Origin of the sequence: Metasolibacillus sp. (assembly GCF_025291715.1) — a bacterium.
Classification (GTDB): Bacteria; Bacillota; Bacilli; order Bacillales_A; family Planococcaceae; genus Metasolibacillus; species Metasolibacillus louembei.
In genome coordinates, this window is record NZ_JAMBIZ010000021.1 from 39,327 (window position 1) to 60,312 (window position 20,986).

Genomic DNA, 20,986 nt, shown 5'->3' on the forward strand with positions numbered 1-20,986 from the left:
AGCTTTACATATTATTTTTTCTTTTTCGTTAAGCGACCTAATGCGAATGCACCTGCTGCTACTGCTAGCACTGTGTTCGTTTTTTTGTTAAACACTTGCTTTGTTACAAGGTTTAAGTTTTGTGGACGCTCTGCTAGGCGACGCATGAAGTAACCATACCAGTCTTTACCGAATGGTACATACGTACAGAAGTTATAGCCTTCTTTTGCTAAAGAAATTTGCATTTCTTTGCGGAAGCCATATAACATTTGGAATTCGAATTTATCGTTCGGAATGTTATGGTCTTTTACGAAACGTTTCACATGCTCAATTACATTGTGGTCATGTGTAGCGATTGATGTAAATTTACCGTTTAATAAATGGTATTCGATTAAATCGATATAGTTTAAGTCGATATCCAATTTATCTTGATACGCTACAGATTCTGATTCTTTATATGCACCTTTTACAATACGTAAACGGTAGTCTTTGAATTTTTCGATGTCTTCTTTCGCGCGGAAGAAGTAAGCTTGGATTACTGTACCTACGTTATCGTAAGTTTTAGAAAGCTCTTCAACTAAATCGAAGGAAACTTGTAAACGATCGTAGTTTTCCATATCAAAGTTTACAAAAATATCGTACTCAGCAGCTTGTGCTACGATTTCACGTAAGTTGTCATAGCAGAAGTCGATGTCGATATCAAGACCAAGCTGAGAAGGCTTTAATGAGATATGAGCATCTACACCTTCAGCATGAATTGCTTCGATTACAGCTAAAATTTGCTCTTTTGCTGCTGTTGCCTCAGACTTTTCGAAAACGAATTCGCCTAAGTTATCTACTGTACATGAAATGCCTAAAGCATTTAATTCTTTAATGCTTTGGATTACTTCAGGGATATTTGTTCCTGCAACAACGCTTTGAGCGCCTAATTTTAAGCCATACTTTTGTGCTGCGCTATTTAAAAGTTGGTTTTCAGATAAGTGGATAAAAAAGTCACGTAATAGCATAAACAGTGCTCCTTTTATTTTTTAGAATATAAATCTAAATTATTATAACATATTTAGGCGAATATGCTATAAAAGCATGAGGGAACTTTAATTAAAAGAATTTTTAATTAATTGCATTCTCTCATTATAGCACTAGCATGTATATGTTGTGAGATATTATGTAAAATACTTTGCTCATTAACTGTATAGCTCATGTTTTGAAACTGTATAGCGTATGACATAGCTCGCTCCTTTTAAATGGTATTTGCTAATAAGCATACCTCTATATGATGACAGTGACAATGAGGAAAGTTAGAGTAAAAATAAAAGCTCGAGCTACTTAAAAATAGTACAGCTCAAGCTCCACGTGATTACGCTGAAGTTTGCTTTGTCCCCGCAGTTGTTAAACGGTGGGCGAAGGATTCATTCGGCACAAGCCCTTTAAATGTTTCTTGCTGGAACTCATATGCATTAGCTCCATGCTCTGTAATATCAAGTCCACCGATTTCCTCTTCACGTGAAACACGTAAGGGCATAAATACTTTAATAAGTGACAGGCTTGCAAATACTGCAACTGCTGTCCAAGCAATAACAGCAACAACTCCAATAGCTTGCACCCCTAATTGTGCAAGACCTCCACCGTAAAATAACCCATTTGCTACATCGAAGAAGCCGATAGCTAATGTCCCCCAAATACCGCATAAACCATGCACAGCAATTGCTCCAACAGGGTCATCTACTTTTAAGCGATGTTCAATCAAGCGAACACCTTCCACTAGTATCGGAGCTGCTAGCAAGCCGATAATAATGGAACCAACAATACTGACGTTTGCAGCACCAGCTGTAATACTTACTAAACCAGCTAATGCACCATTTAATGTTAGAGAACCATCTATATAACGGTAGCGTAGCTTTGTGTAAAAGGCAGTAGCAACTACAGCAGCAGCGGCAGCTAAAAAGGTGTTAGCAATGACGCTAGGTACTGCTTCAGGGTCAGCAGCTAGTGTAGAGCCACCATTAAAGCCAAACCAGCCTAGCCATAAAATGAAGACACCTAGTGCACCAAGTGGAATAGAGTGACCAGGAATAACATTGACACGATTTTTTGTGTATTTACCAATGCGTGGGCCAATCATTGCTGCTGCAACGAATGCACCAACAGCTCCCGTTAAGTGTACAACTGTTGAGCCTGCAAAATCGATAAAGCCTAGCTGCGTAATCCAGCCCTCGCCTTGCCAAATCCAATGTCCGACAACTGGGTAAACGAACAATGTCATCACGACAACAATCACCATATAAGCCATAATATTTGTACGCTCTGCAACAGCTCCTGAAATGATTGTTGCACATGTTGCGGCAAACATCGCTTGGAAAATAAAGAAGCCAATATCATCAACACTGTTTAAAAAGAAGCCTGAGGTACCGACAAAGCCACCAGCTGTATCGCCAAACATAATGGCATAGCCTGCAACGAAGTAAACAATACCGCCAATCGAAATTGTTAAAATGTTTTTAATTAAAATATTGACCGCATTTTTAGAGCGGGTAAAGCCAGCCTCGACCATAGCAAAGCCTGTATGCATGAAAAATACTAAAAATGCTCCTAACATGACCCATACAAGATTAATGGAAAGTTCTAATGCCTCATTTGTCATACAATCTCCTCTTTTCTTTTAAATTTAATTAATGGCAACTGAGCCAACTTCTTTCGTACGAATGCGTATTGCTTGCTCTATAGTAGAAATAAAGATTTTCCCATCCCCTACTTCTCCTGTGGAAGCCTCCTGCAAGATGACATCAACAATTGCCGGCACCATAGCGTCTTCCACAACCATTTCCAACTTTAGCTTTGGAGAAAACTCCATCGTGTATGAATTGCCACGAAATAGAGCTGTACGTCCTTCTTGTCTTCCACAGCCAGCAATTTCATAAATGCTTAACCCATCGATTCCTTGTTCTGCTAGCCCTTCACGTACTGCTACGAATACTTCAGGTCGAATAATTGCTTCAATCTTTTTCATACAACCACTCCTTAAGTTAGAATATAGAAAATGATAAAGGGTATTTGCATGGAAAAAAAGGTTTGTGTAAGGAAACCTCACATAGAAAAAATCGATGACTTTGATCTAATTGTGAGATGTATATTTCAGCCATCATATTGTGTGAGAAGTTTTCTATGCCGATTAATAAAAAAAATAGTGTATACTAGGACTAATATATTTTGGAAGAAGGGAATTAGTATGGAAACGAAGTATCGAGATGATGGTTTAGCGTTACACACAGACTTATATCAAATTAATATGGCTGAAAGCTATTGGGCTGATAATGTTCATAATCGAAAAGCTGTGTTTGAGCTATATTTTAGAAAGCTGCCATTTGGTAATGGCTATGCTGTTTTTGCAGGACTTGAACGAGCACTTGATTATTTAAAAAACTTCCATTTTACAGAAAGCGATATTGCTTATTTACGTGAAGAGCTTGGCTATGAGGAGGATTTTTTAAGCTATTTACAGGGAGTTCGTTTTACAGGAACAGTGTATTCAATGGTAGAAGGTGAGCTTGCTTTCGGCAATGAGCCAATTATGCGTATTGAAGCCCCTTTAATTGAGGCGCAGTTAATTGAAACAGCGCTATTGAATATTGTTAATTTCCAAACGCTAATTGCAACAAAGGCGAGTCGTATTAAGCAAGTCATTAAAGATGAAATCGGCATGGAGTTTGGTACGCGACGTGCGCAGGAAATGGACGCTGCTTTATGGGGAGCAAGGGCGGCAATTATCGGTGGCTTTGAATCGACATCGAATGTGCGTGCTGGAAAACGCTTTAATATTCCCGTATCAGGCACACATGCACATGCGCTTGTTCAAGCATATAAAAATGATTATGACGCCTTCCATGCTTATGCAAAGCGCCATCGCAATTGCGTCTTTTTAGTAGACACATATAACACATTGAAATCAGGTGTACCAACGGCTATTAAGGTGGCAAAGGAGCTTGGCGATAAAATTAATTTTATTGGCATTCGCTTAGATAGTGGCGATATTGCCTTTTTATCGAAGGCTGCACGTCGCATGCTTGATGAGGCAGGGTTCCCAGATGCAAAAATTATCGTATCGAATGATTTAGATGAATATACGATTTTAAACTTGAAGGCACAAGGTGCAAGAGTAGATATGTGGGGAATTGGTACAAAGCTTATTACTGCATACGATCAGCCAGCATTAGGTGCTGTTTATAAAATGGTAGCGATTGAAAATGATGATGGGGTAATGGAGGATACAATTAAAATTTCTGCAAATGCGGAAAAAGTAACGACACCAGGCTTGAAAAAGGTTTACCGTATTATTGACCGAGTAACAGGTAAATCGGAGGGTGATTACATTGTGATGGAAGATGAGCAGCCACAAGCGGAGGAGCGCATTAAAATGTTCCATCCAGTGCATACATTCGTTTCGAAGTTTGTGACAAATTTTGAGGCGAAAAATTTGCATGAAAAAGTAATCGAAGATGGCAAAATCGTTTATCAAAATCCAGAGCTTATGGCGATTCGTCAGTATGCTGCAGATAATTTAGAGCTGCTTTGGGATGAATATAAGCGCTCATTAAATCCAGAGGAATATCCAGTTGATTTAAGCCAAAAATGCTGGGACAATAAGATGCGCAACATTAGCGAGGCGCGTGAAATGGTTGAAAAGTTGGAGAAATCATAAGGAGTGTTGAAAAGTGACTTTACAACAGCAAATTATTGAAGAACTAAAGGTTTTACCAGCAATTGACCCAGAGGTAGAGGTGCGTAAAACGGTTGATTTTTTGAAAAGCTATGTGAAAAAGCACGCTTTTATTAAAGGCTTTGTGCTTGGCATTAGCGGTGGGCAAGATTCAACTTTAACAGGAAAGCTTACGCAATTAGCTGTAGACGAGCTTAATGCAGAGGCAGGAGAAAATAAATATGCATTTTGGGCTGTGCGCTTGCCATATGGTACGCAATTTGATGAGCAGGATTGTCAGGATGCACTTGATTTTATTCAGCCAACACATATTTATACAATTAATATTAAAGCAGCAGTAGATGCGAGTGTACAAACGCTAGAAAATGCAGGCATCCAATTAAGCGACTTTGCGAAAGGCAATGAAAAGGCACGTGAGCGTATGAAGGCACAGTTTTCGATTGCTGCAATGCATGGGGCAGTTGTGGTAGGAACGGATCACGCAGCTGAGGCAGTGACAGGCTTTTATACAAAATACGGCGATGGTGGCGTAGATTTAGTGCCGATTTTTCGTTTAAATAAGCGTCAAGGGAAGCAAATACTAGCTTATTTAAATTGCCCAGAGCACTTATATATGAAAGCACCAACTGCTGATTTAGAAGAGAATCGGCCAGCATTGCCTGATGAAACTGCTTTAGGTATTACCTATGATTTAATTGACGATTATTTAGAAGGCAAGGAAATTCCAGCAGAGCCTCGTGCTATTTTAGAAGGACATTATTTACGCTCACAGCATAAACGCCATATGCCAATTACGATTTTTGATGATTTTTGGAAATAAGAAAATGAAAAGCCGAACTATGAACTGTTTCAGCATAGCGCGGCTTTTTTATTCAAGAAAAATTTATGCTTCTTAATAAAAATACGATATAAATAATACAAATATGGAAAGGAGGTATGTGTAATGCGCACATCGAGAGTAAGTGCCACTCATAATAATATGTTTCGTGATAGCCGCCATTATGTGCAGGCAAGTGATGCTTTTCAGCAAGTGATGGATGGAGATAATCGACCACCTTTTAATCAATCCAATCAGCAATCATTACTGCAAAATAATAATAAGCAAAAGAAAAAGAAGAGCATCATTTTAAAAAATAGTCCACGTCTTATTATTAAAGGGATGCAATACAATGCGGACTCAGCCATTATTCGCAATCGATTGCTCGTGGCCTCTCAGGTTGTCAATTATACGAGCAATATAAAAAGCCGCCATTACACGTACCGAAATTCGATTTGAAGAAGGAGAATAGCCAGACTTCATAGAAGGGCTTTATGCGAATAGGAAACTCTATTTAAATTAGAGCTTTTTGTTTTTGCATGATATCATATCCCCTTTCAATTGTGTTTAAAACCATTTTTCGTTATGCTTAAAGTACTGGAAATGAGTTGTTAATGTCTCGCATTGTGCCGAGGTATGTTTGATTATTCAAAAAATAGCTGCTGTTGCAAGGGGGATATTGGATGCATCATCAAATTGAAGCGATTATTCAAAATATAGAAAAAGTGATGATTGGTAAGAGGGAAGTAGCCGAGCTAAGCGTTATCGCACTGCTTGCAGGAGGACATGTTTTATTGGAAGATGTTCCAGGAGTAGGGAAGACGATGATGGTTCGCTCTTTAGCGAAATCGGTGAGTGCGGAGTTTCGCAGAATTCAGTTTACACCAGATTTATTGCCATCAGATGTTGTAGGTGTGTCGGTTTATAATCCGAAAACATTGGAATTTGAGTTCCGACCAGGGCCAATTATCGGCAATATTATATTGGCGGATGAAATTAATAGAACCTCTCCTAAAACACAATCGGCTTTACTTGAAGCGATGGAAGAGGCATCTGTCACAATTGATGGTGAAACATTAAAAATTGCTAAGCCGTTTTTCGTTATGGCAACACAAAATCCAATCGAATATGAAGGTACATATCCGTTGCCAGAGGCGCAACTTGATCGTTTTTTACTGAAAATTAAAATGGGCTACCCAACAGTAGCTGAAGAAGTGGAAGTATTGAGAAGGGCGCAATATGCACAGCCAATTGAGCATATTGAAGCAGTTTTGACTTTAGATGAGTTACTTGCATTGCAGCATGAAGTAAAGCAAGTTTTTATCGAGGATAGCATCAAAACCTATATTGTTGAATTAGCTGCTGCCACTCGCCGTGACGGCCAAATTTATTTAGGTGTCAGCCCACGTGCCTCACTCTCTTTAATGAAGGCAGCGCAAGCGTACGCTTTATTAAAGGGCAGGGATTTTGTTACACCTGATGATGTGCAATATTTAGCGCCATTTGTTTTTAGCCACCGTTTAATTTTACAGCCCGAAGCACGCTATGATGGGATTACAGCAGAGCAAGTGATGGGACGCATCGTTGAGTGGGTAAATGTGCCTGTTCAAAGGTATAGTGAAAGATGACAATCATTCGTCAGCACGTTAAATTTGTAAGCCTCGCAGTGCTTACAATTATTTTACTTTGTTTTGCGATGTTTCAAGGTGGCTTTGTCAGTTGGTTTATTTTTTTCGCTATAAGTCCATTTTTACTTTATGCAATGCTATTGCATTTCACTCCGCTGAAATTTGAAATTGTGGAGCGTTCAGTTTATCCAGCTCATCCAAAGCATGGCGATGATTTGGGGGTTATAGTAAGCTTCCGCAATAGCACGAGACTGCCGTTAGCGTTTGTTGTTGTTCGTGAAATAGCGAATGACCAGCATATAAACGACCATAGCAAATTGCTGTTTGTTGGCTTCAAACGTTCCTTTGACTGGACGTATGAAATCAAAAATGTGGCACGTGGTGAATATCATTTTCAAGGTTTAGAATTTGTGGTAACTGACTTCTTCGGCTGGATTACACGTACGAAAAAAGTGGAGCGACCACATACTACGTTAGTGTATCCGAAAACTGTTGCAATTCCTTTTTCAACAATGCAAATGCAGTATGATCAAGGTACAGTTCTTTCTAAATATACGATGATGAAGGATACCACAATGGCAACAGGTATCCGCAATTATCAGCCAGGTGATCGTTTTTCATGGATTCATTGGAAGTCCTTTGCAAAGGGTGGGGAGCTGCGTACAAAGGAGTTTGAAGACCGTCAAGCACAACGCTTGCTCGTTTGTATTCAGCAATCCTCATCTAAGCATTTTGAACAAGCCGTTAGTTTAACTGCTTCTATTATGCAATCAATTGTTAAGCATCAAGGGGAAGTGTCGTTTGCCACAGCGGGAGAAAAACGCGTATATATGCCGCTTGTTCGCACGGATGGGCAGCTTGAAAAGGTGATGCGCCATTTAGCTGTTATTGAAGCGAATGGAGAGGATACTGCCTCAGCGCTTGTTCGCAGCCGCTATGAAAGGTTAAATCAATCCATTTTAATTATCATCACAGGGGAATTTACGAAGGAATGTCAGCAGCTGTTATTAAGTAGTGCTCAGCATGTACGTGCAATCATTTGCTTTGTTGTCGTTACGCTAGATGAATTAAAAAGCATGGCAAATACATACCGCACGATTGGACAAAATCGAGTTGTTTATTTAACGGAGGATATGTTTAATCAAGCGTTCACGGAGGTGAATCGACCGTGAAAAGAGATAGTCAATTTTATGTAGAATATAGCATCTATTACCTTATTGTTTTTCTTATTTTATGTGAGTGGCTAAAGCCGATTATGGAACTAACCAACACAGGATACAACCATTATTTTCTAATTTTTATTGCTCTTTCACTTGCACTTGCTTTGTTGGGATTACCGTTAATCATTACATGGCTCATTAAAATAGCTTATATCGCCTTTTTTATTGTTCAAGCCTATAGCGATTATTCCATAGCTTCAACAGAGGGATTTGCATTTTTATATAGTGATTTGCAATGGAATATATGGCAGCTAGTGCAACGGAATTTTACAGAAGTATCAAATCCATTCCGCACATTGCTCTTTTTAATTTTAATTTGGATGCTCGTGTATTTAATACATCATTGGATTACTGTACGTATGAGCATTTTTTATTTTTTAGCGCTAACGATTTTCTTTATTGCAATGCTCGATACATTTAGTGAATATGATGGAAAAGTGGCAATTATAAAGGTTGTATTACTTGGATTAATGCTAACAGCCTTCCTGTTCTTAAAGCGCTTCTCCACAACGATGGGCGCGTTTATGCAAAGGAAATCATCTCTGTACTATTGCATACCTGTCATCTTCTTTGTTAGCTTAGTAGGCTTGATTGCTTTTATGCTACCAAAAGCGCCACCTCAATGGGCAGATCCTGTACCGTTTATTAAAGGGGTAGCAGGGGGAGGCATTGGGGGCACAGTAGAGGGGAAGGTTGGTTATGGAGAAAATGATGAAAAATTAGGCGGTGGCTTTTCTCAGGATGATACGGTGGTTTTCCGTGCCCATGCACCAAAAAAGCAATATTGGCGCATAGAAACGAAGGATTTCTACACGACAAAAGGCTGGACTGTTGCAAATGGTAGCTATAATGAATGGGAAATCCCTTCGAATACATTATTACCACTATCCATTCCGATTGGTGAAGAACAGTCACAGGCAGAAATATTCCCACTTACTGATCTTCCATTTATTTTACAACCATATGGCTTGCAGCGCGTATTATTTGATGGTTCCACTATTTTTACAGAGGAAACGGAAAAGCTACAAACAGTCGTACAGAATACTATTGCTGTGCCAGAGCATTATCAGCTTATTTATAGTGAGCCTTCTTATAGCTTTACAGCATTGAAGGATGAAAACATGCCGAGAACGACTGTGAATTCAAGGTTTTTGCAATTGCCGCATGAATTGCCAGAGCGTGTACGAGATTTAGCCGAGGAAATTACTGGAGAATATAATACGACGTATGATAAAGCGAGAGCAATTGAGCGTTACTTCCAGCAAAATGGCTTTATCTATGACACAAGAAATATTGCCTATCCGGCGCAGGAGCAGGACTATGTAGATCAATTTTTATTTGAAACGAAGCGTGGCTATTGTGATAATTTCTCTACAGCAATGGTTGTTATGCTGCGCTCTGTTGATATCCCTGCAAGATGGGTTAAAGGCTTTGTTGGCGGTGAGCAAATTGATCGTACAGATGATGGGTTAGTTGTCTTTGAAGTGCAAAACAATGATGCCCATTCTTGGGTAGAAGTCTATGTCGATGGGCTTGGCTGGATGCCATTTGAGCCAACAATTGGCTTCTCTAGCCCAGCATCTGTTGATTATGATGTAGATTTATCTGATATCGAGGATGAGCTTGTACCAGAGGAACAACGTGAGCTTGAACAGCAGCAGAAGGAAGAAATGGAGCAAGCTGTACAAAATGATCAAACAAATGAAGTAGCTACAAATCTATTCAACGAAAAAAATAGAAAATGGCTCATTGCTTTAGCTATTGTAGTTATTGTTATTGTATATATCATGTATCGCCGCCGTCACAAGTGGCTACCGACAGTATATGTAAAAATGAATCGCCAAAAGAAGCAAAATGCAGGAAGCTTTGATTTATCGTATAGCCGTTTATTAAAGCAATTGGAGTACCAAGGCTTTAAACGTCAAAACTATCAAACACTGAAAAGCTTTGCACAAGAAGTTGATGCGCATTTTGGTACAAGTGATATGACAATTTTAACAGAAGCATATGAGCGCATGATTTACAGTGAAAATGGTGAGGAATTAGATTTTGAACAGCTGAAAGAAAGTTGGGAATATTTAATCAATCGCACAGGTAGTTGATTTTACACGATACAAAGGGTAAAATTGCAGAAGAATATTTGTTATTTAAAAAAGGAGCTACAAGCCTTTTTAAGTACAACAAACAGAAAAATAGAAAATATATGCCTTCATATAGGTCCGATAATATGGTTCGGATGTCTCTACTAAGTTGCCGTAAATAACTTATCTATGATGGCGGATTTGTTATATAATCCGCTTGGAGAAGGAACGCGCTGAAATGTAATTTTCTGCGCGTTCCTTCTTATCAATATGAAGCATTTTAAACTAAAGAAGAGGTGGAATTTGTGTCAACTCCTTTATTAAAAGAGCAAGAGAAAATTGTCGTTCTTGACTTCGGAAGCCAGTTTAATCAATTAATTACGCGTCGTATTCGTGAATTTGGTGTATTTTCAGAACTACATCCTCACACAGTAACAGCGCAGGAAATTAAAGAAATGAATGCTGTAGGTATCGTATTTTCAGGCGGGCCCAACTCAGTTTATGATGAGCAAGCATTTAAAGTTGATCCGGCTATTTTTGACTTAGGGTTACCAATTTTAGGGATTTGTTATGGTATGCAGTTAATCGCACATACACTAGATGGAAAAGTGGAAAGTGCAGAAACACGTGAATATGGTAAAGCAGAAATTAATATTGTGACAGAAAATAAATTATTTGGAGACTTACCAAAGGAGCAAATTGTGTGGATGAGCCATGGTGACCATGTAACAGAGGTACCATCAGGCTTTGAGATTATTGCAACAAGCCCTGCATGTCCAATTGCAGCTATTGCAAATGTGAAACGCAACCTTTACGCAGTTCAGTTCCATCCAGAAGTACGTCACTCTGTTTATGGTAATGACTTATTAAAAAACTTTGTGTTTGATGTATGTAACGCAAAGGGCGATTGGTCGATGGCAAACTTCATCGATATGGAAATTGCTAAAATTCGCGAGCAAGTCGGCGATAAGCAAGTTCTTTGTGCACTATCAGGCGGCGTAGATTCTTCAGTTGTAGCTGTATTAATCCACAAAGCAATCGGCGATCAACTAACATGTATGTTCGTAGACCACAACTTAAACCGTAAAGGCGAAGTCGAGCAAGTGATGAAAACTTTCACTGAAGATTTCGACATGAAAGTTATCAAAATTGATGCACGCGAACGCTTTATGAACAAGCTAAAAGGCGTATCAGACCCAGAGCAAAAGCGCAAAATTATCGGCAACGAATTCATCTATGTATTCGACGAAGAGTCAGCAAAACTAAAAGACATGGACTTCTTAGCACAGGGCACGCTGTACACAGACATCATCGAATCAGGCACAGCAACAGCCCAAACAATTAAATCCCACCACAATGTAGGTGGATTACCAGAGGACATGAAGTTCCAACTAATCGAGCCATTAAATACATTATTTAAGGATGAGGTACGTGCACTAGGCTTAGAGCTAGGCCTTCCAGAAGCGGTCGTATGGCGTCAACCATTCCCAGGCCCAGGCTTAGGTATCCGTGTACTTGGCGAAGTAACAGAGGAAAAATTAGAAATCGTACGTGAAGCTGACTACATTTTACGTGAAGAAATCAAAAATGCAGGCTTAGAACGCGACATTTGGCAATACTTCGCTGTACTTCCAGATATCCGTTCAGTAGGTGTAATGGGCGATGGCCGTACATACGACTACGCCATCGGCATCCGCGGCGTAACATCCATTGACGGCATGACATCAGACTGGGCACGCATTCCATATGATGTGCTAGAGAAAATTTCAGTACGTATTGTCAATGAAGTGTCAGGTGTTAACCGTGTGCTGTATGACATTACATCGAAGCCACCTGCGACGATTGAGTGGGAATAATTAAAATAAGCTTAGAATCCTTTGCTTTAAAGGTTTCTAAGCTCTTTTTGTTTTTGTTTGCAAACAAATCGCAAACATCAATACAGGTTTAATTACTAACTTCTTGTTTTTTTTCTTTATAGTGTTCTTCTAATTTGTTTAGAGAGTAGTTGAAAGTCGAACGGTTTGCTTCAGCTATTAAAATATCTACACGTTCTTTAAACTTTTTATCTTCTTTTTCTTTCAGTTTCCCAATGGATTCCTTTTTTACCCTATCCCATTCTACCTTCATATAAACTTGTGTATATAGAAGTAAATCGTCATGTAAGCTATTAATAGTTTCGTTTATTTTTCTTGGCTCTTTTATAAGATTGCTATTAAGTTGATTAATATGTTTAAGTATATCTTCATGTACTGCATCATCTATAGATTTTAATACTTCATCAACACCGCCTAGTTTTTCGATTTTTAACCGAAACTTTTCTGCGTCATCAATATCAAGATTTAAAATGTTTTCTATAAATAGTTTTGGATTATTTTTAATGAGTTCATTTTCATACAATTTGAGAGCAAAATTTCTTTTGTCTTCATCAGTTGAATTATACAACTCTAATAAGTCGGCAAGAACCTGAATTGAATATTCAATTTTATTTATAGTTTCGATAATTTTTGAATCAATATACCCTTTAAAATTTAAGTGTAAAAGAATTTTATTTCTTGTTTTAGAAAGTTCATTAAAATATTCAAATTTACTATCTCCAGAAATTTTAACAGGTGTATGTGTATTGACTTCAGTTAATACAATAAAATGATTAATCATCTCTTTGGTGTTGTTCATCCATTCGATACGATTATTTGTAATCGTGTTGATAAATAAAGTCTTTTTACTACGACTATTATTTATTAGTGCAACAATTAAAGAAATACCAGCCGTTATCATTACACCTATTAAAGTGAAAATAACTTTAGTAATATCAAGTGTGTTATCTTTGTTTGTAAAAAAATCAGTAATAAAATTTTCCATTTTAATTAAGGACTCCCTTGATTTGTGTCTGCATCAATAATACTAAATTAAGGGAATTTTTCATATGTTATTTCGATTTTTTACATACTGATTTGAAATCATTTTTCGATTGGGCGTAGTTGTATGTTTAACGTTTATAATGTTTTTTAATCGATTCGCCACTTCGCGATTCATATTAGGATATAAATGTCCGTACGTTCCTAATGTGGTTTGAATATCCTCATGACCTAATCTATCACGTATTACTAAAGCATTTTCCCCTAGTGAGATTAGCAATGAAGCGTGGGAGTGTCTTAAAGCGTGAGTTCTTATTTTATGAACGCCAGCTAATTTTGAGTGCTGCTCAAGAATATGGAATGTAGCACTTTTATTTGTGGGGAAACCGTTATAGGATAAAACATACTTGGAGGGAAAGACGTGTTGCTGTCTTTCTCTCCATTTTTTTAGAAAGTTGATAGTATCATCATCTAGAGCAATAACACGATTACTAGCTTTTGTTTTAGGCTCTGTAATGTAAAACTCATTTGCGTTTTTATAATACATTGATTTATTTACCGTTAGCGTTTTTTCCTTCAAGTCAATATCAGAATCCCATTCTAATGCTTGTGCTTCACCAAAGCGTAAGCCTGTCATGAATAAAAGCCAAATCATGATGAATGAAAAATGTTGGTGGAAATCAGAAATGTTAAATGTAGCGATAACTTTTTCAAATTCTTCTTTCGTCCAGAAGTCCACTTTCTTTTTGACCTTCTTCACGTTACCTACTGTTTTAGCTCCGTTTGTTTGTAATAAACCTAATTTCACAGCTAGGTCTAAATTCTTTTGTAACAATCCATGAACATTACGAATATAGGCATTAGAGTAATTTTCGGAAAGTTTATTTTGCCACTGTTTTATTAATGGTGGGCTAATGTCTTTCAATTTTTTAGTGTAGAAAAATTTGAAATGAAGATCCATAGAAGATTCTCTATTTTCAAATGTTCTTGCACTTACTGACCGCTTATAATCTGGTTTGAAATAAGTTTCATAAAACTCTTTAAATGCCATTGTGCTATTTTTCTTCACAGACGTAGAAGAATAATTATTCATATACTCGTCATAAGCCTTTTTAGCTTCTTTTTGAGATAGGAAACCACGCTCCCAATGTTGAATTCGTTTGCCTGTTTCATCGTATCCAAGACTTGCTACAAAGTACCATTTGCCATTTCTTTTATCCTGATAGACATTAGCTATCTTAGGCATGATGTTTATCTCCAGTTGATTCAAGTGAGAAACCTAGAATTTCCTCTACTGCTTTAACTGGAACTCTTCCTAAGCGTTTACTTGCATAGTAGGAGAACCCTTTACTTTGCATTAAATACTTAGCTTGGCGAATAATATCAGCTGATTGGCTAGGACCAAATCCTAAATTAATTAATTCTTGTTTAGTTACTGTAATCATTGTTTATTAACCCCTTTCGATATTTCGTATAATGAACGGTTGAATTCTTAAAATTTTTATCTGGGGACTGAAAGTCTGGGATATTTCGTGTATACTCTTTAGTGTAAATAATATTTGTTTTGGGCAAATCAATCGGTTGCAACGAGTTGATTCGTCTAATTGTTGGCTTTTTTAAATTTTGCGATTTAAAAAAAGCCTTTTTTTTATGCTCTTTAAATTCCAAGTCTTTAGAGAAATATTTACTAACATAACGACCTCGATTCTCTTGACTGTCTACATCGATTTTATTTAATTTAACAAATCCATGTCCCCAGATGTTTTGTAGATTCTTTATTTTGATAAATGGTAAGTCAAAGAAAATTACATGGTAATGAATAGCGCCACGTTTTTGCTTTTCCCAAACAGCTAAATATTTTAATTGCTGTGTTTTCTGTTTATACAAATCGTAATTTAATCGTTTTATAAATTTGTTGAATTCTAAATTAGTAAAGTTAATATCTTGTTCGTTTTCTTTGAATGTTAATGTCATAAATTTTGTTTTGTTATCAAAGTTGCAGTCGACAATATGAGCAATTTCCCAACGCATATGCTCATAATGTTTTTGCTTTCGTTTAAGGCTGTCATATTGATTGTTGGTTTTTGTAGGGATGGAATCATCACTTATTTCATTTACCCTGTCATTAAGGTTATGCAATGTTTCGCTATCAACTTTAACGGAGTAAAAAACAGGGTCATCAATATATTCCCAAACTTCGATAGTTGTCGGTGTTTCAACAATTTTAAATTTATAGCTTCTAGTTTCTTTATTGATAGGAATCACTCATTTCAAATCCCTGTCATGAACTTCTCCAGTATTTATTTTCTCTAGATGTTGTTCTATATATCAAGTTAAGAAGCTCGCATAAACCGCTCGCTTGGACCTCTCAATCAATAGAAAAGACTCGGCCACTCCGTTCGGACGCTAGGGCGTCCGCCTCCCTATTTCGATTGATTTCGAGGTTGCAGTTGGAGTGTTTTGTTTGGATATATTTTGTAAATCATCTAGTAAATTATACCCTTTCGGGATTAGAGGGGTCTCAAAATATATAGGCAAATTATTATTTTGACCATCAATCAAGATATATCCACCTCCAATTTCCTTGATGGATTTATACTCCATATCTGAAGAGCCGAAAAGCATTCTTCTGCCATCATCAGTCATATTTGAGAGACCTATTCTTACACCAAAATTATCCCTTAAAGAACCATTTAGTATAGATGCATCTGGGCGTTGGAGTAATATACATATTTCTCCGCCAACCTGCCTTGACTTCAAAACAAGGCTGTATAGATAATTTTGTACTTCTTTAACTATTTTAGGAGTACTTATTGCTGAAAATATAGCGTATTCGTCAAATACCACCAGAAAAGGTTTTGCACCATCGATATCTTTCCATGTTTTCCCGAATGAGTCCTGTTCAGCAAACCATTCTTTGTAGCGTCTTTCCATTTCTTCGTGTGCCTCTCGTAATAACTTAGCAATTTCATTCTCGGTCGTTGCAGTATGTTCTTTATCTATGATTCTCCCAATCGTAGCAAGATCAGCTGATTTAGGATCAGCTATAAACAATTTAGCTCCTTTGCTCAAGTAATCTAGAATTAAGGTATTGACTAGACTTGTTTTACCTGAGCCAGTTGAACCTGATATAAGGATATGTGGAGGGGAGCCAATTTCCCAATTAATCTTGGACGTAATTTGGATTTTGTAATTGCTAGTATTTCTGCTAGAGTCTGTAACCATAATTCGTTTATCTGGGATTAGCTCAAAGACATAATCACAATATTGAACTTCATTGAATTTTTTATATAATGGTAGTCCGAATAATGCACAAAGTAATGTATCATATGAATTTGCCTTATCAGAGAATTTATCAGCTTTTTTTAATGCTCTTATAATTAATTCGTCGTTATCCGTTGTCTTATATAAGAAATATGCAGAGTTAACAATTGCTTTTGTTTTCTTCACACGCCCATTCCCATTTATCCCAACTTCACGAATTTCTTCTTCGTACAATTTATTATCTTTAATGAACCGTTTTAATTTCTTAAGAGGAGAACTGTTATATTTTTTTCGAAGTGATATCCAATTTTTAAAAAAATATATCGACATTGTTAAAAACAATAGAGAATAAAAGAATTGTAGTACGTTTGAGTGTGAAAAATAATTAATAGTGAAAGCTGCAAGACCAATTATAAAAATGACTGTGGTTAATAGAAAACTGAAACTAGGGAATATTGGAGTTTTTGAAAAGTAACTCACCTTTTTAAAATTATTCTTACGTTTCTTCAATAATTATTCCTCCTTACAAACAAAACATTTATCAGCTTTACTAGATAATTGAATCCAGCCATTTTGGACATAAGGAGTAATGGTTAAGTTTTCAAAAGCTACAATTGTGCCTTCAGGGATGTCTTCTTTTTCTGTATTGAATAAAGGACGTTGTTCGTCAATTTTAATAGACACTTTTTCAAATTTGCGCTCTACACAAACTACACTGTACACGTAAGAAATAATTTTATCTGTACGTTCGAATTTTCCATCACCATTTTTTACTTGTTCAAATTTGGGAGCTATATCAACTAATAATAGTGTGCTACCTAAAGTAGCGATTGGTGAGTACTGCGGAGCGTTTGAGCCAGCAGTGCGGAACTTTAAGCCAGTGAATGCGGAGTTTTGAGCCACCGATTGCGGACAATTGAGCCACTTTTAAGAAAAGGAAAACAACTACTGAAACTGCAGCTAGTTGTTTTCCTTTTTAATTTGAAAATAATCTATCGCTTAAGTGGTTTTAGACCATGGCGCTCGCGCATCGAGACTTCGCCATCAATTAAAATGTGGTAAGAATCATGTACAATACGGTCTAAGATAGCGTCTGCGATTTGGGCATGGCCAAGTTTCGCGTACCAGCCTTCCGGCGCAAATTGAGAACAGAAGATAGTTGAAGCCTTTTTTAAACGAGCCTCCACAATTTCGAAAACGTTTAAAACTTGTTCCTCTGATAGGTCTGTTAAAAGCCATTCGTCTATAATGAGTAAATCGATTTTTTTGTAATGCTGAATAAGTTTTCGGTAGCTGCCATCTGCTTCATATTTCGCTACAGCTAGTTCATCTAGTAGTTCCGGGAGGCGTATATATTTAACTTTGTGAAATTGACGGCAGGCATGAACACCGAATGCATTGGCTATATAGCTTTTTCCGTTGCCTGAAGCGCCCATTAAAATGATGTTGTGGTGATTTTGAATGTAGTTTCCTGTAGCTAATTCTAAGATGAGGTTTTTATCTAAACGGCGATCTGGATGGTATTCAATATCTTCAATGGCAGCCGACGGCTCATTGAACGTCGCTTGTTTGATTAAACGAGCGAGTTTATTCGATTTGCGGCGATCATATTCTGTATCTGTTAAGAGACTAAAAAGATCATTAAAATCCATATCACGATAGGCTGGATTTTGGTTGATTTCCTGATAGAGTTCCGCCATTGCGCTTAAACCCATTTCTGAAAGCTTACGTAGTGTTTCTTGTTTACTCATTTTTTCTCCCTCCCGAAATAAGCAGCACCACGTGTAAATCCGTGATTTTCATTCGAAGTTTTTATGGATGGTACGCTCTTTGTTTTTGAAGCCTGTTTTGTTCTTTCTAATAGGCCTTTTAAAACTGTATTAGAGGGGCTTGATGAGATTTCAAGTAACGTCTTAATGGCTTGCTCAAGTTCTTCTGCCGTATATTTCTTCACCATGTTTTGTAATGTACTTAAAATTTGGAGTGCTTTTTTCTCTACATGATTTTCTAAAATATACGCGACATATTTTTCCGTAAATGAACCGATGGTTGTTGCCCATTTAGTTACGTTTTCAGGATTATGTTCTACGTAAGAACGATGGTGATCTGGCATATGATCAATGTTTGTAGAATATTGTCCTATCTCACCTTTTAATCGTTTATGGGATGCAATTCGTGCTTCTTTAAAGTACACTTCAATTAGATCTGTTGTTAAACGAATATCGACCGATTCACGGGCGTATTCGTAAGGGACGGAATAATACATGCGTTCAACTTGGGTGTGGTAGTTCAGTTGAACCTTGGCGGTTTTCCATTCCGTCATTTTGAAGCGTGTTTGAGGCAGTTGCTGGAGAGTGCTTTTCTCTTCTTCCTCAAATACGCTTTTTCGTGTTCCTGGACGTTTTTGAAAATCGGTTGTGTTGATTTCTTCTAATTTTTCAGCGATATACTGATTCAGCTCGTTAATGTGAAAACACTGTGCGTTGCGTAATGCAGCGATGATTTGTCTTGAGGCATGTCCTACGCTACCTTCGGCACTTGGCTTATCTTTTGGCTTTTGCACACGACTTGGCACGATAACTGTACGATAGTGATCAGCCAGTTCACGGTATGCCTCATTTAAAACAGATTCTTCGCGTTTCGCTTTAATGACACCGGTTTTTAAATTATCAGGTACAAGGGTTTCCGTAACACCACCAAAATAATCGAAGGCATGGATGTGTGCTGTTAACCAACTCGTCGATTTCATGTCTAAAAAAGCTTCTACATACATCATTTGGCTATACGGCAAAGCAGCGACGAATACATACGCAGGCATTTCTTCACCTGTTGCACGGTCTCGAATAGAGAGTGTTGCACCAGCCCAATCGACTTCCATAATTTCACCTGGCTTGCGTCTTAGCGGCATCGTTAGTTTAAATTTTCGCGCATAATGACCATATTTTTCAGCGAATGTCCGATAGGCATAGGGGATTTTCTCTGCTTCCTTTGCAGCTAGCGCGTACTCGTGATGTAAAAGTTTGAGCGTCACATGCTTTTTCTGTAATTCTTTATGCACCTTCTCCCAATCCACAGGATAATAGCCTTTTTCAATTGGCTGTTTCTCGGGGTAAAGATATTCCTCTAGCCAAGCGTTTGTCATCGTGTCGTTTAACAAAGTAATCCTGAGATTTCTCGCACGTTGGATTACGTCAGATATGGTATTGCGAGAGTGTCCGGTGCTAGCGCTAATCGTTCTTTGGCTAATGCCATCAAAGGAAAGAGCTAGTATTTTACGGTAATCAATCATAAAAAATCCTCCTGTTCTGAAGTGTCATGCTGGGTGGCATGCTCCTTCATTATACAGGAGGTTTAAGGGAATATATGTAAGTGGCTCAAAGTTTCCGCACTCGGTGGCTCAATTGTCCGCATTGAGTGGCTTAATGTTCCGCACTAGTGGTCTTTTTTGATCGCAATATTCAATTGGGTCAATTACGGGTTTTAACATAGTAATTCCTCATTTCTACGGTTTTTTTGTTGTACTAAAGTTTCTATATCCTTTCTCTATATTCTGGGTTATTTAGATTTCGTAACAGTGATTAAGGGTATAATCGTTCTAAATAACTTAAATTTACTTTAAACTCCTTGAATTTAATTGTCAAGCTTTTATGGCTATATTTCTGTTTATTTACTGCTTCGTGGTAATATAACTTATAAATATAATGTGAGGTGTTATTACTAATGAAAAATGAAAGACATCAGAAGTTTCGTGAGATTTCAGAACGACGTATGACTCGAGTGTTCGAAAATATGAATTTGATAGCCAATCTATCGAATAAAAAAAATTATGAGTATGTTGTAAATGAAGAAATAGAGGAATTATTTTATGCTTATAGGAAGAAGGGAGAAGAAATTAAATCTTATTTTGAAAACAATGTAAGTATTAAACCTACTGTAACTGAATTTAAATTTTTGGTAATAAATGATATTGGGGATTTGGAACCCAAAAGGAAGAAATTTAGAGAACTTGCAGAATCCAGAATGACTAAAGTTTTTCAAGATATGAACTTAATAGCTAACCTTTCTAATAAAACGAATTATACTTACACAATTCAAGAGGTAGATGAATTGTTTCAAGCATATGAAGAAAAAGGAAGAATGGTTGAATCTAGATTTTTACCTTTAATAAAAGAATTCAAATACACGATTTAAGAACATTAAATATGCAAACAATTTGCAAACAATAGAAATAAATTTATACTCAATTAAAAGGATATAACCATTCTAAAAGTGCTCTAAATCAATGAATTACTTTTAATGAATCGTAAAAATCATGGAGTGGGAATAATTCACTAAGAACATTTGAAGTAAATGATGATAGTCTAAATTATGGACACAGTAAATTGGGAGTTTATAAAGTATAATAGTCTCAATAATTTACTAGGAGTG

At 37.1% G+C, this 20,986-nt stretch carries 19 protein-coding genes and 1 riboswitch; of the genes, 8 read left to right on the forward strand and 11 right to left on the reverse strand.

The genetic code is table 11. The annotated features are described in order from the left end of the window. Positions 1 to 11 precede the first annotated feature (11 nt). The 3 genes from M3Z76_RS13140 to M3Z76_RS13150 all read right to left on the reverse strand — a co-directional run bounded on the left by M3Z76_RS13140 (position 12) and on the right by M3Z76_RS13150 (position 2,986). On the reverse strand, positions 12 to 986 hold the full coding sequence (locus M3Z76_RS13140) for a proline dehydrogenase family protein (protein ID WP_293927697.1): 975 nt from the start codon (positions 984 to 986) through the stop codon (positions 12 to 14). A 350-nt stretch (positions 987 to 1,336) separates the two neighbouring features. Beyond that, entirely contained in the window at positions 1,337 to 2,620 is a 1,284-nt protein-coding gene (locus tag M3Z76_RS13145; protein WP_293927699.1) for an ammonium transporter, read from the reverse strand. Positions 2,621 to 2,644: 24 nt separating this feature from the next. After that, a complete protein-coding gene (locus tag M3Z76_RS13150; RefSeq protein WP_293927701.1) occupies positions 2,645 to 2,986 on the reverse strand; it encodes a P-II family nitrogen regulator in 342 nt (113 codons plus the stop codon). A gap of 219 nt (positions 2,987 to 3,205) precedes the next feature. On the opposite strand from M3Z76_RS13150, the gene M3Z76_RS13155 reads away from it, so the two are divergent. The 7 genes from M3Z76_RS13155 (at position 3,206) to guaA (ending at position 12,295) form a co-directional block, all read left to right on the forward strand. Continuing rightward, positions 3,206 to 4,675, forward strand: coding sequence for a nicotinate phosphoribosyltransferase (locus M3Z76_RS13155; RefSeq protein ID WP_293927704.1), 1,470 nt, complete (start codon positions 3,206 to 3,208; stop codon positions 4,673 to 4,675). A 13-nt stretch (positions 4,676 to 4,688) separates the two neighbouring features. Then, positions 4,689 to 5,513 (forward strand): ammonia-dependent NAD(+) synthetase, encoded by an 825-nt coding sequence (gene nadE / locus M3Z76_RS13160; RefSeq protein WP_293927707.1) that lies wholly within the window; start codon positions 4,689 to 4,691, stop codon positions 5,511 to 5,513. Positions 5,514 to 5,636: 123 nt separating this feature from the next. After that, positions 5,637 to 5,969 (forward strand): hypothetical protein, encoded by a 333-nt coding sequence (locus M3Z76_RS13165; protein ID WP_293927709.1) that lies wholly within the window; start codon positions 5,637 to 5,639, stop codon positions 5,967 to 5,969. 224 nt (positions 5,970 to 6,193) lie between these two features. Then, entirely contained in the window at positions 6,194 to 7,138 is a 945-nt protein-coding gene (locus M3Z76_RS13170; protein WP_293927711.1) for an AAA family ATPase, read from the forward strand. Beyond that, complete coding sequence (locus M3Z76_RS13175) at positions 7,135 to 8,310, forward strand: DUF58 domain-containing protein (protein ID WP_293927714.1); 1,176 nt, start codon at positions 7,135 to 7,137, stop codon at positions 8,308 to 8,310. The genes M3Z76_RS13170 and M3Z76_RS13175 overlap by 4 nt, the downstream gene beginning before the upstream one ends. Then, on the forward strand, positions 8,307 to 10,460 hold the full coding sequence (locus tag M3Z76_RS13180; RefSeq protein WP_293927717.1) for a transglutaminase TgpA family protein: 2,154 nt from the start codon (positions 8,307 to 8,309) through the stop codon (positions 10,458 to 10,460). Before M3Z76_RS13175 ends, M3Z76_RS13180 begins: the two co-directional genes overlap by 4 nt. A gap of 87 nt (positions 10,461 to 10,547) precedes the next feature. Continuing rightward, a riboswitch (purine riboswitch) is annotated at positions 10,548 to 10,649 on the forward strand. Between the two features lie 95 nt (positions 10,650 to 10,744). Next, positions 10,745 to 12,295: a glutamine-hydrolyzing GMP synthase gene (gene guaA / locus M3Z76_RS13185; protein ID WP_293927719.1), complete on the forward strand. Its 1,551-nt coding sequence runs from the start codon at positions 10,745 to 10,747 to the stop codon at positions 12,293 to 12,295. Between the two features lie 88 nt (positions 12,296 to 12,383). Here the strand turns inward: guaA and M3Z76_RS13190 are convergent, their stop codons facing one another. From M3Z76_RS13190 to istA, 8 genes are all read right to left on the reverse strand, one after another. Continuing rightward, the gene (locus tag M3Z76_RS13190) at positions 12,384 to 13,298 is read right to left on the reverse strand and encodes a hypothetical protein (protein ID WP_293927722.1); all 915 of its coding nucleotides are present in this window, start codon (positions 13,296 to 13,298) and stop codon (positions 12,384 to 12,386) included. 60 nt (positions 13,299 to 13,358) lie between these two features. Further along, positions 13,359 to 14,540 (reverse strand): site-specific integrase, encoded by a 1,182-nt coding sequence (locus tag M3Z76_RS13195; protein ID WP_293927724.1) that lies wholly within the window; start codon positions 14,538 to 14,540, stop codon positions 13,359 to 13,361. Next, entirely contained in the window at positions 14,533 to 14,739 is a 207-nt protein-coding gene (locus M3Z76_RS13200; RefSeq protein ID WP_293927727.1) for a DUF3173 domain-containing protein, read from the reverse strand. The genes M3Z76_RS13195 and M3Z76_RS13200 overlap by 8 nt, the downstream gene beginning before the upstream one ends. Next, entirely contained in the window at positions 14,723 to 15,559 is an 837-nt protein-coding gene (locus tag M3Z76_RS13205) for a rolling circle replication-associated protein (RefSeq protein ID WP_293927730.1), read from the reverse strand. The genes M3Z76_RS13200 and M3Z76_RS13205 overlap by 17 nt, the downstream gene beginning before the upstream one ends. Positions 15,560 to 15,700: 141 nt before the next feature. Next, positions 15,701 to 17,068 carry an FtsK/SpoIIIE domain-containing protein gene (locus M3Z76_RS13210; RefSeq protein ID WP_293927732.1) on the reverse strand — a complete coding sequence of 456 codons (1,368 nt, stop codon included), beginning with the start codon at positions 17,066 to 17,068 and terminating at the stop codon, positions 15,701 to 15,703. Positions 17,069 to 17,071: 3 nt separating this feature from the next. Continuing rightward, positions 17,072 to 17,461, reverse strand: a complete 390-nt coding sequence (locus M3Z76_RS13215) for a hypothetical protein (protein WP_293927734.1) — start codon at positions 17,459 to 17,461, stop codon at positions 17,072 to 17,074. Between the two features lie 89 nt (positions 17,462 to 17,550). Beyond that, a complete protein-coding gene (gene istB / locus M3Z76_RS13220) occupies positions 17,551 to 18,309 on the reverse strand; it encodes an IS21-like element helper ATPase IstB (RefSeq protein ID WP_293927736.1) in 759 nt (252 codons plus the stop codon). Further along, on the reverse strand, positions 18,306 to 19,847 hold the full coding sequence (gene istA / locus M3Z76_RS13225; protein ID WP_293927739.1) for an IS21 family transposase: 1,542 nt from the start codon (positions 19,845 to 19,847) through the stop codon (positions 18,306 to 18,308). Before istA ends, istB begins: the two co-directional genes overlap by 4 nt. A 431-nt stretch (positions 19,848 to 20,278) precedes the next feature. Here istA and M3Z76_RS13230 point away from each other — a divergent pair, with 431 nt between their 5' ends. Then, entirely contained in the window at positions 20,279 to 20,749 is a 471-nt protein-coding gene (locus M3Z76_RS13230) for a hypothetical protein (protein ID WP_293927740.1), read from the forward strand. Positions 20,750 to 20,986 lie beyond the last annotated feature (237 nt).

Excerpts from the sequence above, each read along its gene's own strand:
- M3Z76_RS13140 (WP_293927697.1), bottom strand. The coding sequence starts at position 986 with ATGCTATTACGTGACTTTTTTATCCACTTATCTGAAAACCAACTTTTA.
- M3Z76_RS13145 (WP_293927699.1), bottom strand. The coding sequence starts at position 2,620 with ATGACAAATGAGGCATTAGAACTTTCCATTAATCTTGTATGGGTCATG.
- M3Z76_RS13150 (WP_293927701.1), bottom strand. The coding sequence starts at position 2,986 with ATGAAAAAGATTGAAGCAATTATTCGACCTGAAGTATTCGTAGCAGTA.
- M3Z76_RS13155 (WP_293927704.1), top strand. The coding sequence starts at position 3,206 with ATGGAAACGAAGTATCGAGATGATGGTTTAGCGTTACACACAGACTTA.
- M3Z76_RS13165 (WP_293927709.1), top strand. The coding sequence starts at position 5,637 with ATGCGCACATCGAGAGTAAGTGCCACTCATAATAATATGTTTCGTGAT.
- M3Z76_RS13170 (WP_293927711.1), top strand. The coding sequence starts at position 6,194 with ATGCATCATCAAATTGAAGCGATTATTCAAAATATAGAAAAAGTGATG.
- M3Z76_RS13175 (WP_293927714.1), top strand. The coding sequence starts at position 7,135 with ATGACAATCATTCGTCAGCACGTTAAATTTGTAAGCCTCGCAGTGCTT.
- M3Z76_RS13190 (WP_293927722.1), bottom strand. The coding sequence starts at position 13,298 with ATGGAAAATTTTATTACTGATTTTTTTACAAACAAAGATAACACACTT.
- M3Z76_RS13195 (WP_293927724.1), bottom strand. The coding sequence starts at position 14,540 with ATGCCTAAGATAGCTAATGTCTATCAGGATAAAAGAAATGGCAAATGG.
- M3Z76_RS13200 (WP_293927727.1), bottom strand. The coding sequence starts at position 14,739 with ATGATTACAGTAACTAAACAAGAATTAATTAATTTAGGATTTGGTCCT.
- istB (WP_293927736.1), bottom strand. The coding sequence starts at position 18,309 with ATGAGTAAACAAGAAACACTACGTAAGCTTTCAGAAATGGGTTTAAGC.
- istA (WP_293927739.1), bottom strand. The coding sequence starts at position 19,847 with ATGATTGATTACCGTAAAATACTAGCTCTTTCCTTTGATGGCATTAGC.
- M3Z76_RS13230 (WP_293927740.1), top strand. The coding sequence starts at position 20,279 with ATGAAAAATGAAAGACATCAGAAGTTTCGTGAGATTTCAGAACGACGT.